This window comes from Actinokineospora bangkokensis, assembly GCF_001940455.1.
In the GTDB taxonomy this organism is placed as follows: Bacteria; Actinomycetota; Actinomycetes; order Mycobacteriales; family Pseudonocardiaceae; genus Actinokineospora; species Actinokineospora bangkokensis.
Genome location: NZ_MKQR01000026.1, coordinates 97507 through 112167, shown reverse-complemented (window position 1 = coordinate 112167; position 14661 = coordinate 97507). Strand labels below are relative to the sequence as shown.

The following is a 14661-nucleotide window of genomic DNA, read 5'->3' as shown; positions in this document are numbered from 1 at the left end:
CCTGAGCCGCGTGCCCGACCCCCGCGTGCTGATCGACGCGACCGCCGTCCCGGCCGACCGCGGCGGGGTCGGCCGCTACGTGGACTCACTGGTGGCCGCCCTCGACGCCGACGGCGCGCGGGTCAGCGTCGTCTGCCAACCGCGCGACGCCGGGCTGTACTCGCTGCTCGCCCCGCACGCCCGCGTCGTGCCCACCTCGGAGTCGGTGTCCACCCGCACGGCCCGGCTGACCTGGGAGCAGACGACCCTGCCCCGGCTGGTGCGCAAGCTCGGCGTGGACGTGCTGCACTCCCCGCACTACACGCTGCCGCTGGCCGCGCAGGCCGCGTCGGTGGTGACCCTGCACGACGCCACGTTCTTCACCGACCCCGCCCTGCACCACTCGATCAAGGCCCGGTTCTTCCGCGGTTGGACGCGCACCTCGCTGCTGCGCGCGAGCTTGTGCGTGGTGCCCAGCCAGGCCACCGCCACCGAGCTGGCCAGGGTCGCCGGGGCCGACCCGGCGGCGCTGTCGGTCATCCAGCACGGCGTCGACGGCGACCGGTTCCACCCGCCCACCGCCGACGAGGTGGCCGCCGCCCGCGCCGAGGTGGGGCTGGGCGAGCGCGACGAGTACGTGGCCTTCCTGGGCGCGCTGGAGCCGCGCAAGAACGTCCCCGCCCTCATCCGCGGCTTCGCCGCCGCCTGCCGGGGCCGGGTGGACCCGCCGTCGCTGGTGCTGGCCGGGCAGCCGGGCTGGGACCGGCAGATCGAGCGCGCCCTCGACGCCGTCCCGCACCGGGTCCGGGTGATCCGCGCGGGCTACCTGCCGTTCGGGATGCTCGCGGGCTTCCTCGGCGGGGCGGCCCTGGTCGCCTACCCCAGCCTGGGCGAGGGCTTCGGCCTGCCGGTGCTGGAGGCGATGGCCTGCGGGGCGTGCGTGCTCACCACCCGCCGCCTGGCCCTGCCGGAGGTCGGCGGCGACGCGGTGGAGTACTGCGGCACCGGGGCGGGCGACATCGGCGCCGCGGTCGCCGCCCTGCTCGACGACCCCGAGCGCAGGCGCGAGCTGGCCGAGGCCGCCCAGCGCCGGGCCAAGGAGTTCACCTGGGGCCAGTGCGCCGAGGCCCACCGCGAGGCCTACGGGGTGGCCGCGACCCGCCACCGCCGCGGCCGCTGACCCCGGGCAGAATGCTCGGCCGTGACTGACGCGTATGGCGACGACCTGGCCGTGGTGACGGTGACCTACTCCCCCGGCGACACCCTGGAGCGCTTCATCACGACCCTGGCGGGCGCCACCACCCGCTCGCCCCTGGTCGTCCTGGCCGACAACGGCAGCACCGACGGCGCCCCCGAGGCCGCCGCGGCCCGCCACGACCACGTCCGCCTCCTGCCCACCGGCGGCAACCTCGGCTACGGCAGGGCCGCCAACCACGGCGTCGCCGACCTGCCCCCCGAGTACGGCTGGGTCGTCGTCGCCAACCCCGACCTGGAGTGGGGCGAGGGCTCCCTCGACACCCTGCTCGACGCGGCCACCCGCTGGCCCCGCGGCGGCGCCTTCGGCCCCCTGATCACCGAGCGGGACGGCACCGTCTACCCCTCCGCCCGCGAGGTCCCCTCCCTCGGCAAGGGCATCGGCCACGGCCTGCTGGGCAAGCTCTGGCCCGCCAACCCCTGGACCCGCGCCTACAAGCAGTCCGCCACCGACATCACCGAACGCCCCGCGGGCTGGCTCTCCGGCTCCTGCCTCCTGCTCCGCCGCACCGCCTTCGACTCCGTCACCGGCTTCGACCCCCGCTACTTCATGTACTTCGAGGACGTCGACCTCGGCGAACGCCTCGGCCAGGCAGGCTGGCAGAACGTCTACGTCCCCACCGCCACCGTCATGCACATCCAGGGCGTCTCCACCGCCAAGGTCTCCGACAAGATGCTCGCCGCCCACCACGCGTCGGCCTACCGCTACATCTCCGACCGCCACCCCGGCCCCGCCTGGGCCCCCCTCCGCGCCGCCGTCAAAGCAGGTCTGGCCCTCCGCCTGAAGATCTCCACCCGCTAGCCCCCCACCCCACCCCAAAGTCTTTCCCCAGCCCAACCCCCCAAGCAGCAGGCGGCCCGGCTACTCAGGTGCTCGATGGGGTGGTTGTGCTTGGTCGGGGGAGGCGATCATGTGCTACCCAAACGGGACGGGCGGGCGTCTTTTCAGCCCGCCTTTTCCCGCCCGACAGCACATGATCGCCGTAGGGGCCCCGACCAAGCACAACCACCGCATCGAGCCAGCAGGCGAAGCCCCGGCATCGGGCGAAGCCCGATGCTCAACACCGAAGCCGCAGGCGAGACGCCCCCTCAGAAATCCCCGTCCAACCGCTGCGTCATCGACTGCCGCGGCTGCTGCGGCTGCTTCACCGTCGGGATCAACCCGCCCACCTGCTCCGGCTCCCCACCACGCCCCTGCGCGCCAGACCCGGACCCAGGGCCAGCCACCGGCCGAGGCCGCGGCGGCGACGCCAGCGACTGCGTGGCCGCCTCCCGCGCGATGGCGGGCAGGTCGTCCTCCGGGTCCGCGAGCGCGGCGATGCCCGACACGGGGAACACCATCGTCACGTCCGGGTCGGCCGCGTCGATGGCGGCCATGACCGCGCGCGGGATCTGGAGCGTGGCGGCCGCGTCCATGGGGGAGGTGGCGCTGTCCGGGGTGACGACGAAGGCGCCGCGCGCGCGGGCCCTCGCCAGGATGGCGTCGGCCCGGTCACGGGGGTCCATGGTGCGGCCTCTCCCTGGGGACTGCGTGTTCCCCGACAGCGTATCCGGTCATCCCCCCGGCGTCAGCCGAGTGGGGGGAGGCGGTCACAGGCGGTCCAGTTCGCCCCGCTCGCGCAGGATCTCGGTGAGCCGCTTGATGTCCTGGGCGCGGGAGCGGTCGCAGACCAGGACGGCGTCCTCGGTGTCGACCACGATCACGTCGTTGACCCCGAGGGTGGACACCAGCCGGTTGCCCGCGGGCACCACCACCACGCCCTTGCCGTCGACCACGACCGCCGAGCCGCCCGCGCCGGTGGTGAACGCGCGGCTGCCCTCGCCGACGTCGACCCCGAGCAGGTCGCCGACGGTGGAGAAGTCCCCGATGTCCGACCAGCCGAAGTCGCCGGGCACGGTGCCGACCCTGCCGTCCTCGGCGGCGGGCTCCATCACCGCGTACTCCACGGCCACCTTCGGCACCTGCGGCCACAGCCGGGCCAGCGTCTCCTCCTGCAGCTCGGTGTCCCAGGCCTCGGCGATCTCGGCGATCGGGGCGGCCACGTCCGGGCGGCGGGCGGCCAGCTCGGCCAGGAACACGTCGGTGCGCCAGACGAACATGCTGGCGTTCCACAGGTACTTGCCCGCCGCCAGGTAGCGGGTGGCCACCTCCAGCGACGGCTTCTCCTTGAACTCCAGCACCCGCTGGATCACCGACCGGGTCGCGGGCTCGCTGCACTGGAGGTAGCCGTACCCGGTCTCCGGGCGGGTGGGGGTGATGCCGATCGTCATCAGGTACCCGTCGCGGGCGCCGTCGACCGCGCGGCGCACGGTGTGGGCGAACTCGGCGGTGTCGGTGATGAGGTGGTCGGCGGCGAACGAGGCCATCACCGCGCCCGGCGACCGCCGCTGCACCACCGCGGCGGCCAGCGCGATCGCCGCGCACGAGTCGCGGGCGAACGGCTCGACCAGGATGTTGCGCTCGGGCAGCGCCGGCAGCTGCCGCGCCACCCCCGCCGCGTGCGCGGAACCGGTCACGACCAGCAGGTTCCGCGCCGAGCACAGCGGGACCAGCCGGTCGAAGGTGGCCTGCAGCAGCGAGCGGTCGGTGCCGGTGAGCGGGTGCAGGAACTTCGGGTTCGCGGCCCGCGACAGCGGCCACAGCCGCGTGCCGCTGCCCCCCGCTGGGACGACCACGTGCAGGTCAGTCGACGTCACAGATAGTTCCCTCGTCGTCCGGCGGCAGGTCAGGTGTGGCCAGCGCCGGGACCCGGCCCGGCGGATGAGCCACTGTAGCCAACCGGCGGGTACGGTCGCCGTGATGACCGTCGCCGCCCCCACCCGCACCTGGACCCCGGCCCACCCGCTGGACGTCCAGGCCGTGCTGCGCCCGCTGCGCCGCGGCCCCGGCGACCCGGCGCTGCGCCTGGCCGCCGACGGCGCCTGGTTGGCCGCCAACACCCCCGCGGGGCCGGGCAGCCTGCACCTGGCCGTGCGCGCGGGCCGGGTCGAGGCGACCGCCTGGGGCGCGGGCGCCGACCACCTGCTCGACTCGGCCCCCGGCCTGCTCGGCGCGCACGACGACGACACCGGCTTCACCGCCCACCACCCCGTCGTCGCCGAGGTCCGCCGCCGCAAGCCCGGCCTGCGCCTGGGCGCCACCGGCCGGGTGTGGGACGTGCTGCTGGCGGCGATCCTGGAGCAGAAGGTCACCGGCACCGAGGCGCACCGCACCTGGGCCGCCCTCGCCCGCCGCTTCGGCACCCCCGTCCACGGCGACCTGCACGCCCCGCCGACGCCGGAGGCCGTGCTGGGGATCGCGGACTGGCAGTGGCACAAGGCCGGTCTCGACGGCGCCCGGCGGCGCGCGCTGATCGCCGCCGCGCAGGTGGCCGGGCGGCTGGAGCGGGCGGTGGAGCTGCGCGGGGTGGAGGGCAGGCTGCTGCTGCGGCGGGTGCCGGGCATCGGGGTGTGGACGGCGGCGGAGGTGGCCCAGCGGGCGTGGGGGGACCCGGACGCGGTGAGCGTGGGCGACTTCCACATCCCGCACGTGGTGGGGTACGCGCTGGTGGGCAAGCGGTTGGACGACCGGGGGATGTTGGAGGTGCTGGCGCCGTACGCGGGGCAGCGGCAGCGGGCCGTGCGGTACGTGGAGGCGGCGGGGTTGGGGAAACCGCGGTACGGGCCTCGGTTGTCCCCCAAGGACTTTCGCGCGATCTGACGTGTGGGCGGGGACTCTTGGCGTGGTGGGGGCCTGTCCTCGGGGGCCGCGAGTGTGCAACTCGGTGGAGGCGGAGTCAAGGGCGCCCTGCGGGCGTCGCTTCGCGATGGGCTTCGCCCACCCTTGACACCGCCTCCACCGAGCTACAAGCGGCCAGGACTGGGTCAGGCCGGGGGTCTGAGCAAAGCCCATGACCTTTTGCTCAGCTGAGCTTCGGTGGGGGTGCGGCCTGTTGTGGGGGCTGGGCACCGTGGTTTGCGGGGTGGGGGTTGCGTTGGCCAAACGATGGCTTTTAGGGATGGGCTTTGCCACGGGGCATGGGGTGCTGGGGGGTTGGTGGGGCTGGGCACCGTGGTTTGCGGGGGGTGGGGGCGAACGACGGCTTTGCTGACCAGGGGGGCTTGCCTTCGGCTTCGAGGGACCTGTGGCGGGGGTCAGTGGTCCAGGGCGGCTTTGGCGATGTCCAGGGCCAGGGTGGGGGACAGGCCCAGGGCGCGGACCTCGGTGGCGTAGCGGTCGGCGGCCTCGCGGGCCTTGGTGAGGACGTCGTCGCCGTCTGCGCTGACGTAGGTGCCTGCGCGGCCCCGGGTTTCGAGCAGGCCCGCTGATTCGAGTTCGCGGTAGGCGCGGGCGACGGTGTTGGTGGCCAGGCCGAGGTCGGCGGCCAGGGCGCGGACGGTGGGGAGCTTGGTGCCGACGGCGAGCTCCCCTGAGGTGATGCGGGCGGCCAGGCCCGCGCGGACCTGTTCGTAGGGCGGGGTGGCCGCGGTCGGGTCGAGGGGGATCACGGGCGGGTGGCGGCGAGCATGGCGCTGATGCCCGCGGCGCGGTCGGGGTCCGGGGGCAGGGCGTCCAGGGGCCACCAGCGCAGGTCCAGGGACTCGTCGCTGCGGACGGCGAGGGCGTTCTCCGGCGCGTGGACGGCGAAGCGGACGTCGAAGTGGCGGGTGGGCACGCCCAGGGAGCAGGTGATCGGGTGCACGTCGACGTGGACGGGGGTCGGGTCGATGCGCAGGCCCGCGATGCCCGACTCCTCGGTCGCCTCGCGCAGGGCGGCGCCCGCGAGCGAGGCGTCCTCCGGTTCGCAGTGGCCGCCGAGCTGCAACCACCGGCCCACCCGGGGGTGCAGGGTCAGCAGCACCGACGACCCGGTGTGGTCGAACAGCAGCGCCGAGGCGGTGATGTGCCCGGCGGCGCAGGCCCGCTCGCAGGCGTCGCCGCGGGCGGCCAGGAAGCCGAGGAACGCCTGCCGCAGCGCCTCCTGCCCCCGGTCGGCGGGCCGCCAGGCGGTCAGGGTGGCCACGGTGTCCTCGTGCAGCGCGCTCACAGCTCCAGCAGCCCCTCGTCGGTCCTCGGCGCGCGCGGACCCAGCGGCTCGACCGGGTGGCCGACCGCCACCGCGCCCAGGGGCTCCCACCGCTCGGGCAGCCCGAGCACCCCGCGCACGACGTCCGCGCAGAAGATCGTCGAGCTTACCCAGCACGACCCCAGCCCGTGCGCGGCCAGCGCCACCAGCAACCCCTGCACCGCCGCCCCACCTGCCACGGTGAACATCACCCGCTCCGCCTCACCCCGCCGCGCGTCCGGGTACTCGTGCGCCCCCTCCCGCACCAGGAACGGCAGCACCACCTCGGGCGCGCGGTGCAGCAGGTCCCCCCGCGCCACCCGCCGCGCGATCCGCTCCTCCGACCACCCGTCCCCCCGCAGGTCGGCCACCCACCGCTCCCGCATGGCCGCCAACAGCTCCGCCCGCTTCCCCCGCACGCGCACGAACCGCACCGGCCGCGTGTGGTGCGGCGCGGGCGCGGTCAACGCCGCCGCCACGGCCGCCCGCAGCACCTCGGGGTCCACCGCCTCCTCGGTGAACTCCCGCACCGACCGCCGCAGCAGCACCGCCTCCCGCCGCCCCTGCTCGACCGCGAAGTCCGTCCCCAGCCGGAACAGGTCGCCCTCGGTGCGCAGCAGGTCCCGGGCGCTCGACCCGTCGTCGCGCGGGTCCAGGCCACGCACCACCGCGACCGGGGTGCCGCCGAGCTTGCCCTTGACCAGGTCCGCCGCCGCGGCGACCTCGTCGGCCACGGCGACGGAGGTGACCACCAGCTCGTTGCCCTGCGCGTCGACCTCGCCCGCGTACCCGTGCAGCACGGCCAGCCCGGCGGCGCCGATCGCCGCGTCGGTCTGGCCCACCCGCCAGGCGCGGCCCATGGTGTCGGTGACGACCACGGCCACCTCGACGCCCAGCAGCTCGCGCAGCCGCGCCCGCAGCCGCCCGGCCGAGCCGTCCGGGTCCACCGGCAGCAGCGCCACCTCGTCGCCCGCCACGTTCGAGGCGTCGACGCCCGAGGCCGCCTGCACGATGCCCAGCTTGTTGACCGTGATCAGCGTCCGGCCCACCCGGGCGATGACCGACTCCGCCTCCTGCTCGACCAGCCGCCGCCGGGCCGCGTCGCGCTCCACCGGGTCGGCGGGCACCCGCACCAGCCGCCCCTCCACCTTGGAGAGCACCTTGGAGGTGACCACGACGACGTCGCCGTCGAGCAGCCACGGCGCGGCCGCCGCCAGCGCGCCCGCCAGGTCGTCGCCGGGGCGGAACTCCGGCAGGCCGGGCACCGGCAGCACCTGGAGCCCGGCCGCGGCGGCGTGCCCGCTCACGCCGGGAGCTCCACACCGCCGAGGTCGAGGGCGGCGCGGGCGATCGCGGCGGTGGCGTCCACATCGGACATGAGCAGGGGGACGGCGCGGATGGCGACGCCCTCGGCGTCGGCGGTGTCGCCGGTGTGGACGAGGAAGGCGTCGAGGATGCCCTTCTCGGACAGGGCGCGGGAGCCGTAGTGGCGGGCGACGGCCTGGGCGGAGGTCTCCAGGCCGATGGCGGCCAGGCAGGCGTCGGCCATGCCGCGGACGGGCTTGTCGTCGATGATCGGGGAGATGCCGACGACGGGGGCCGCGGTGGTGCGCAGGGCCTTGCGCAGGCCGGGGACGGCCAGGATGGAGCCGATGCTGACCACCGGGTTGGAGGGGGCGACCAGGACCACGTCGGCCTCGGCGATGGCCTCCAGGACGCCGGGGCCGGGGGTGGCCTCGTCGGCGCCGACGGGGACGATCGACTGGGCGCGCGGCTCGGCGCGGTAGCGGATCCACCACTCCTGGAAGTGCACGGCCTTGCGGTCGCCGGTGCCGGGCTCGTCGATCACCACGTGGGTCTCCACGCGGTCGTCGGTCATCGGCAGCAGGCGCACGCCCGGCTGCCAGCGCGCGCAGAGCGCCGCGGTGATGTCCGACAGCTCGTAGCCCGCGCGCATCATCCGGGTGCGCACGAGGTGGGTGGCGATGTCCTTGTCGCCGAGGCCGAACCACTCGGCGTCGGTGCCGTAGGCGGCCAGCTCCTCCTTGACCACCCAGCTCTCGTCCGTGCGCCCCCAGCCCCGGGCCAGGTCGATGCCCCCGCCGAGGGTGTACATGCACGTGTCCAGGTCCGGGCAGATGCGCAGCCCGTGCAGCCAGATGTCGTCGGCGGTGTTCACCACCGCGGTGACCTCGTGACCGGACTCCCCCGCGCCCGTGGGCGGCAGGCCGAGCAGGTGCTTGACGCCGAGCAGGAAACGGGCGCCACCGACGCCCCCGACCAGTGCGACAACCTTCACGGTGGGCGATCCTCGCACGACCGGGCGAACCCCGGTCGTGCGAGGGCGGCTACCGCCAGAAGAAGAACAGCTCGTTGCCGATCGCCGCGGCCACCTCGTTGCCGCCGACCGCGCCGAACAGCGACTCCACGACGTCCCAGAACACCCCGCTGGCCCCCGGCACGCCGATGAGCACGGCGAACAGGATCAGCGGCGCCCACTGGCGGGCCTTGGCGCCGAACGCCCGCGCCTCGTAGGACAGGAACGGCTGGATCGCGCCCCAGCCGTCCAGGCCGGGGACCGGCAGGATGTTGAGGATGAACGCCGAGAGCTGGAGCAGCGCCAGGAACGCCAGCCCGGCCCACAGCGCGTTCGCGGTGGTGTCGCCGGTGAAGTAGTCGGTGACCATCGCCGCGTCGGACGGGCCCGCGGTGCCCACCACCACCGCCAGCACGATGCCGATGACCAGGTTCGTCAGCGGCCCGGCCAGCGACACCCACGACTCGATGCCGCGCGAGCGCAGCGACCCGTGGTTGATCCACACCGCGCCGCCGGGCAGGGGGATGCCGCCGATGGCCAGGAACAGGATCGGCAGCAGCAGGCTGAGCACCGGGTCGGTGTAGCGGGCCGGGTTCAGCGTCAGGTAGCCCTTGGACTGCACCGACCAGTCGCCGCCGCGGTAGGCGACCAGGGCGTGCCCGAACTCGTGCAGGCACAGCGACACCGCCCAGCCGCCGAGCACCAGCAGGAACACCCCCGCCCGCGCGGCGGTCTCACCGCCGAGCGCGGCCAGGAACCCCGCGCCGACCGTGAGCGCGAGCAGGCCGAGGAAAATGGGGGAGGGGCGGACCGCTGATCTCTGCACACCCCCAGTGTGTCAATCTTCGCGGTTTACCCGCCACGCGGCCGGTGAACCTCCCACGTTCCTGCTGGTACACGATCGTGTACTGGCTGCTCATACAACATCACCCGGCCGGGGCCCGCGCTTGACCCGCCGGTCTGACACGGGTGTAATCACATCGATGTCATTCGCCACGGGGACGGCGCATGGCATCCGCCAGCCGGACGGCGGACGCACCGCGCGGGAGTGCGCGTGGCGGCGCGGCCCGGCGGCGGGCGAGGCCAGGAGGCGGGCGAGGGCATGCAGGGATCGACGGACGGGGGGCGCGTTGTGGAGTGGGGTGAGGCGCCTGCCGAGGAGCTCGGGGTGCTCGCCGGCTTCTTCGACGACGCCGACGAGCAGGAGTGGCAGGAGCGCGCCCTGTGCGCGCAGACCGACCCCGAGGCCTTCTTCCCGGAGAAGGGCGGCTCCACGCGCGAGGCCAAGCGGATCTGCCTCGGCTGCGAGGTGCGCGCCGAGTGCCTGGAGTACGCGCTGGCCCACGACGAGCGCTTCGGCATCTGGGGCGGGCTGTCCGAGCGCGAGCGCCGCAAGCTGAAGAAGCGCGCGGGCTGACGCCGCACGGGCGTTCTCACCCCGTCGTGGGGGATTCCACCCGATCGTGACGGCGCGCGCGCCGCGGTCCGGCGCGCGAGGTCACGGCGGGGTCTCAGCTGGTGGACGATCACCCCGGCGCGCCGCAGGTCCACCGGCGGCGGGCCGGTGCGGGCACATACGGTGTGGCCGTCCCGGCAGCGATCCGCGAGTGGAGGTGTGCGCGCCCATGCCCGCGCGGTCGCGCCCGACGACGGGCGGCACTCCGGCGGTGCGCACCGAGCCGGTGCTGGCCGTGCTGGTCTGCCACGACGGCGCCGAGTGGCTGCGCGTCGCGCTGTCCGCGCTGCGGCACTCCACCCCCCGGCCCCGGCACGTGCTCGCGGTCGACACCGGGTCCACCGACGGCACCGCGCGGATGCTGGCCGAGGCCGCCGAGGGCGAGGACCGGGTGCTCGACGGGGTGCTCACCCTCGACCGCGCCACCGGTTTCGGCGCCGCGGTGCACGCCGCGGTCGACCACGCCGTCGAGCGCTGGGGCGACCCGGGCGCCTGGGTCTGGCTGCTGCACGACGACTGCGCCCCCGACCCCGACTGCCTGGCCACGCTGCTGCTGGCCGCCGAGCTCTCGCCGTCGGCGGCGGTGCTCGGCCCGCTGGCCGTGGACTGGCACGACCCGCGGCTGGTCGTCGAGGCCGGGCTGTCCACCGACGCCTCCGGGCACCGGCAGACCGGCATCGGGCCGTCCGAGCTGGACTGGGACCGGTTGGGCCGCGCCCGCGGCTCGGCGGGCGGGTTCGACCAGGCCACCGAGGTGCTGGCGGTGTCGTCGGCCGGGATGCTGGTGCGCCGCTCGGCCTGGGCGGAGCTGGGCGGGTTCGACCGCGCGCTGACCCTGCTGCGCGACGACGTCGACTTCGGCTGGCGGGTCAACCGCTCCGGCCGGGTCGTGCTGTGCGTGCCCGCCGCCCGGGCCCGGCACGCCCGCGCCATCGGGTCGGGCCACCGCGGCCTCGACGCCCGCCCGGGGGCCCTGGGCGCCTCGGTGCGCGCGGTGGACCGCGGGCACGGCCTGCGCACGTTCCTGGTCAACTGCTCCACGGCGTCGTTCCTGCTGGGCGTGCCCCGGCTGGCCGTGCTGTGCCTGCTGCGCGCGCTCGGCTTCGCGATGCAGCGCCGGGGCGCCGACGCCCGCGCCGAGCTGACCGCGCTGGGCTACCTGCTCGGCGGCCACGCCGACCTGCGTGCGGCCCGCGCCCAGCGGGCCGCGTCGGGCGGCGGGAGCAGCGTGCGCGGGCTGTTCACCAGCCGGTTCACCCGGCTGCGCAACACCGCCAGGGCCGCGGTGTCGGCCCTGGTGCGCAGGCGGGTGGAGGCCGACGCGGCGCTGGGCAGGCTGCCCAGCGACTACGACCCCGGCGCGGTGTGGCTCGCCCCGGCCGAGGTCGAGCCGCCCCGGCCGCCCGCCGGGCCGGACGCCCTGCCCGCGGGCGCGGGCGGCAGGCCGCGCCGCTCGGCCGGGCTGCGCAGGCCCGCCTCCGCCATCGCCGTCCCGCTGCCCGCCCCGCGCGCCGACGAGGTGGACGCGGACGCGCCGCGGCCCTCGCCGACCCCGCGCCCGTCCCCGGTGCCGCGCGACGGCAGCGGCCCGGCGCCCGCCCCCGACCTCGTCCTGGTGTCGGTCGACCGGGGCCGGGTCCTGCGGCAGGTGCTGCTGGCCCCGCCGCTGCTGCTGGTCATCGGGCTGGCCGTGCTGGCCGTCGTGGTCAACCACGGGCGCCTGGGCCTCGACCTCGCGGGCGGCAGGCTGCTGCCCGTCGGCGACGTCGGCCAGACCTGGGCGGAGTACGTCAGCACCTGGCACGGCGTCGCGGGCGGCACCGCCGCCCCGGCCCCGGCCGCGCTGGCCGTGCTGGGCACCCTCGGCGCCGTCCTCGCCCCCTTCGGCGGCACCCAGGCCGCGGTGGCGCTGCTGCTGCTCGCGGACATCCCCCTCGCGGGCCTGAGCGCCTACCTGGCCACCCGCCGCGCCCCCGTCCGCCGGTGGGTGCGCGCACTGCTCGCCGCGGCCTGGGCGCTGCTGCCCCCGGCCGCCGCCGCCGTCGCCCAGGGCAGGCTCGACGTGGTGGTCGTGCACGTGCTGCTGCCGGTGGTGGTCGCGGGCACCACCGCCCTGCTCGTGCGCGGGCGCACCGGTGCCGCCCCGACGGCGTGGCTGTCGACCACGGCGGGCACGGCCTTCGGGCTGGCCGTCATCGGGGCGTTCTCCCCGCTGACCCATCTGGTGCTGGTCGTGGCCGCCCTCGCGGGCTTCGTCCTCGTGCCCGGCGCGGGCCGCAGGCGCGGGGCGGCGCTGTTCCTGCTGGTGCTGATGCCCCTGGCGATCCTGCTGCCCTGGCCCGCGGTGGTGATCCAGCACCCGGGAGTCGTCCTGCACGGCGTCGGCGCCCGCCTGGACGCCCCGGCGGCGTCGGTCGCGGACCTGCTCTCGCTGACCGCGGGCGGCCCCGGCGCCTGGCCGGTGGTGGGCCTGGTGGTGCTGCTCGCGGTGGTCCTGGCCATCGCCGTCCGCCCGGTGCGCGGCCTGCTCCCCGGCCTCGGCTTCGCCCTGGTGGGCGTCGCCGCCGTCGTGTTCGTCCGGCTCGTGCCCGCGACCCCCCTCGGCGGAGACGCGCCGTCGCACGGGTGGGAGGGCGCCCCCCTGCTGGTGGTCGGCTGGGGCCTGCTGTGGGTGCTGGCGGGTGCCCTGCGCACCGGCCGCCAGGGGCTCCGCGTGCCCTCCGGCCCGGTGGTCGTCCGGGTGGCCGCGGCGGCGGGCGTGCTCGCGCTGGTGGCCTTGGCCCTGGGGCCGGTCCTGGCCGCGAGGGGGCCCCTGCGCGACGACGGCGGCCCCTCCCTGGCGACGACCCTGGTGCAGGAGTTGACGACCACCCGCCGGTCGGTGCTGACGATGTCCCACGACGGCGCCCCGGTCCGCCAGACCGCAGGCCGCCTACCCCGCTACGGCGACGACGACCTGGCCCCCGCGCCGTCCGCAGGCCCCCGCCTCGCGACCCTCGACCGCACCCTCCGCTCCGACGACGTCGACGCGGTCCGCACCGCGGTCGCCCAAGCGGCGGCCTCCGGTGTGCTGTTCGTCGTGGCACCGGACGCCGCCACCGCGGCCCAACTGCGCGACCGGGCGGGCCCGCTGCTCACCGACGCCCCGCCGACGACGGACGGCAGGCGGGTCTTCCGGGTCCTGGCCCCCGGCGGAACGGCTTACCTGCTTTCCCCGGACCTGGCCCAGCAAGCGCTGAGCGGCGCGCCACTCCCCACCGAGCAGTCGAACGACGGCGTGGTGCCGGTCGACGCCACACCCCCGTCCGTGGCGGTGCGGGTGTCCGACGGCGCTGCGGGGCGGCTGCTGGTTGTGGCGGCGGAGGAAGAGCCCGGTTGGAGCGCGACCGTGGACGGCAAGCCGGTGGGCGTGAGCCGCGCGTGGACCGGCCAAGTCGCCGTCGCCGTGCCCACCAGGGCGGCCGAGGTGCGGGTGGAGCAGCCCACGGCGCTGCGGGGCGTCCTGCTGCTGGTCGAGGGCGCGGTGGTCCTCTTCGCCCTGCTGACCTCGATCCCCGGCCGCCGCTCGGAGGACTGATCGCGCCGCTCCCCGCCCACAGCGGGAAAGGGGGCGAGGAAGCTGTCCCGCTGCCGGGACCCGGCTTTCAGCTCTCCCCGTCGATCACGCCGGGGTCCAGTCCCAGGTAGGTCGCCACCTGCTCCACCAGGACGTCGTGCACGAGGTCCGCCAGGTCGGCGTTGTCCTTGGCGCGGGCCTCCAGCGGCCGCCGGTAGAGCACGATCCGCGCCCGGGTCGGCTGCCCCCGCCGGTCCACCCCGGCGGCCACCAGCTGCGCCAGCGGAACCCCGCTGTCGGCCAGCACGCCCTCCGGCGTCGGCGCCCCCGAGGCGGGCACCTCCGGCACGTCGTCGACGGCCACGTCGAGCTTGGTCAGCTCGGTGCGCCAGCGGGCCTCGATGGGTTCAAGCGCGTCGAGCACGAGCGCGTCGAACTTCTCGGCCCGGGTGCTGGCAGCGGGCAGGGTGGAGGGGTACAGCGGACCGCGCAGGCCTCGGCCGTGCCGGTCCCTGCTGCGCTTGCTGCGGGGCCGCGAACCCCGGGCTGTGACCACGGTCGTCCAGGTTACGCGGGTGGGGGATGGGCCGGTTGGGCGCTCCGGGGCGTGTCGCGGGTGCACTTGCGGTGCGGGGCTGGTGCGAGGCGCTATCGTCTCCGCTTGTGCGGAGCGTGCGTCGGTGTTCGCGAACCGGGTGTCTGAACCCGGCCGTCGCCACGCTGACCTACGCCTACTCCGAGTCCACCGCCGTCGTCGGGCCGCTGGCCACCTACTCCGAACCGCACAGCTACGACCTGTGCGAGGAGCACGCGCTGCGGCTGACCGTCCCCCGCGGGTGGGAGGTGGTGCGCCACGACGGGTCGTTCGCGCTGCCCGAGCCCTCCGTCGACGACCTGACCGCGCTGGCCGAGGCCGTGCGCGAGGCGGGCCGGGTGGACCGGCAGGTGGAGCCGCCGGAGCCCACCAGCGGGCCGGGGCGGCGCGGCCACCTGCGGGTGCTGCCCGACCCCGTCAACGACTGACCACCGCCGGTAGGCTGCCGGTCGGGAGCAC

14 protein-coding genes are annotated in these 14661 nt (G+C 75.9%); 6 read left to right on the top strand and 8 right to left on the bottom strand.

The window, feature by feature from the left end; translation table 11 throughout:
• Window positions 1-25 precede the first annotated feature (25 nt).
• Entirely contained in the window at window positions 26-1159 is a 1134-nt protein-coding gene (locus tag BJP25_RS23120) for a glycosyltransferase family 4 protein (protein ID WP_075977769.1), read from the top strand.
• Window positions 1160-1180: 21 nt separating this feature from the next.
• Window positions 1181-2035, top strand: coding sequence for a glycosyltransferase family 2 protein (locus BJP25_RS23115; RefSeq protein ID WP_075977111.1), 855 nt, complete (start codon window positions 1181-1183; stop codon window positions 2033-2035).
• 287 nt (window positions 2036-2322) lie between these two features.
• On the opposite strand, the gene BJP25_RS23110 is transcribed toward BJP25_RS23115, so the two are convergent.
• Both BJP25_RS23110 and BJP25_RS23105 read right to left on the bottom strand, forming a co-directional pair.
• The gene (locus BJP25_RS23110; RefSeq protein WP_075977110.1) at window positions 2323-2739 is read right to left on the bottom strand and encodes a hypothetical protein; all 417 of its coding nucleotides are present in this window, start codon (window positions 2737-2739) and stop codon (window positions 2323-2325) included.
• Between the two features lie 84 nt (window positions 2740-2823).
• Window positions 2824-3930: a mannose-1-phosphate guanylyltransferase gene (locus BJP25_RS23105; protein WP_084794417.1), complete on the bottom strand. Its 1107-nt coding sequence runs from the start codon at window positions 3928-3930 to the stop codon at window positions 2824-2826.
• A gap of 103 nt (window positions 3931-4033) precedes the next feature.
• Between BJP25_RS23105 and BJP25_RS23100 the strand changes: the two genes are divergently transcribed.
• Window positions 4034-4933: a DNA-3-methyladenine glycosylase family protein gene (locus BJP25_RS23100; protein WP_075977109.1), complete on the top strand. Its 900-nt coding sequence runs from the start codon at window positions 4034-4036 to the stop codon at window positions 4931-4933.
• A gap of 434 nt (window positions 4934-5367) precedes the next feature.
• Here BJP25_RS23100 and BJP25_RS23095 read toward each other — a convergent pair whose 3' ends face one another.
• The 5 genes from BJP25_RS23095 to BJP25_RS23075 are packed head-to-tail and all read right to left on the bottom strand — an operon-like array spanning window position 5368 to window position 9421.
• Window positions 5368-5721, bottom strand: coding sequence for a GntR family transcriptional regulator (locus BJP25_RS23095; RefSeq protein WP_075977108.1), 354 nt, complete (start codon window positions 5719-5721; stop codon window positions 5368-5370).
• Window positions 5718-6260, bottom strand: coding sequence for an NUDIX hydrolase (locus tag BJP25_RS23090; RefSeq protein WP_075977107.1), 543 nt, complete (start codon window positions 6258-6260; stop codon window positions 5718-5720). The genes BJP25_RS23095 and BJP25_RS23090 overlap by 4 nt, the downstream gene beginning before the upstream one ends.
• Window positions 6257-7585, bottom strand: a complete 1329-nt coding sequence (locus BJP25_RS23085; RefSeq protein WP_075977106.1) for a coenzyme F420-0:L-glutamate ligase — start codon at window positions 7583-7585, stop codon at window positions 6257-6259. The genes BJP25_RS23090 and BJP25_RS23085 overlap by 4 nt, the downstream gene beginning before the upstream one ends.
• The gene (gene cofD / locus BJP25_RS23080) at window positions 7582-8577 is read right to left on the bottom strand and encodes a 2-phospho-L-lactate transferase (protein WP_075977105.1); all 996 of its coding nucleotides are present in this window, start codon (window positions 8575-8577) and stop codon (window positions 7582-7584) included. Before cofD ends, BJP25_RS23085 begins: the two co-directional genes overlap by 4 nt.
• 49 nt (window positions 8578-8626) lie before the next feature.
• A complete protein-coding gene (locus tag BJP25_RS23075; RefSeq protein ID WP_075977104.1) occupies window positions 8627-9421 on the bottom strand; it encodes a site-2 protease family protein in 795 nt (264 codons plus the stop codon).
• A gap of 276 nt (window positions 9422-9697) precedes the next feature.
• Between BJP25_RS23075 and BJP25_RS23070 the strand changes: the two genes are divergently transcribed.
• Both BJP25_RS23070 and BJP25_RS23065 read left to right on the top strand, forming a co-directional pair.
• Entirely contained in the window at window positions 9698-10012 is a 315-nt protein-coding gene (locus BJP25_RS23070; RefSeq protein ID WP_075977767.1) for a WhiB family transcriptional regulator, read from the top strand.
• 208 nt (window positions 10013-10220) lie between these two features.
• A complete protein-coding gene (locus BJP25_RS23065; protein ID WP_075977103.1) occupies window positions 10221-13628 on the top strand; it encodes a glycosyltransferase family 2 protein in 3408 nt (1135 codons plus the stop codon).
• A 67-nt stretch (window positions 13629-13695) separates the two neighbouring features.
• On the opposite strand, the gene BJP25_RS23060 is transcribed toward BJP25_RS23065, so the two are convergent.
• A complete protein-coding gene (locus tag BJP25_RS23060; protein ID WP_075977102.1) occupies window positions 13696-14163 on the bottom strand; it encodes a metallopeptidase family protein in 468 nt (155 codons plus the stop codon).
• Window positions 14164-14270: 107 nt separating this feature from the next.
• Here BJP25_RS23060 and BJP25_RS23055 point away from each other — a divergent pair, with 107 nt between their 5' ends.
• The gene (locus tag BJP25_RS23055; RefSeq protein ID WP_198943589.1) at window positions 14271-14630 is read left to right on the top strand and encodes a DUF3499 domain-containing protein; all 360 of its coding nucleotides are present in this window, start codon (window positions 14271-14273) and stop codon (window positions 14628-14630) included.
• Window positions 14631-14661: the final 31 nt, after the last annotated feature.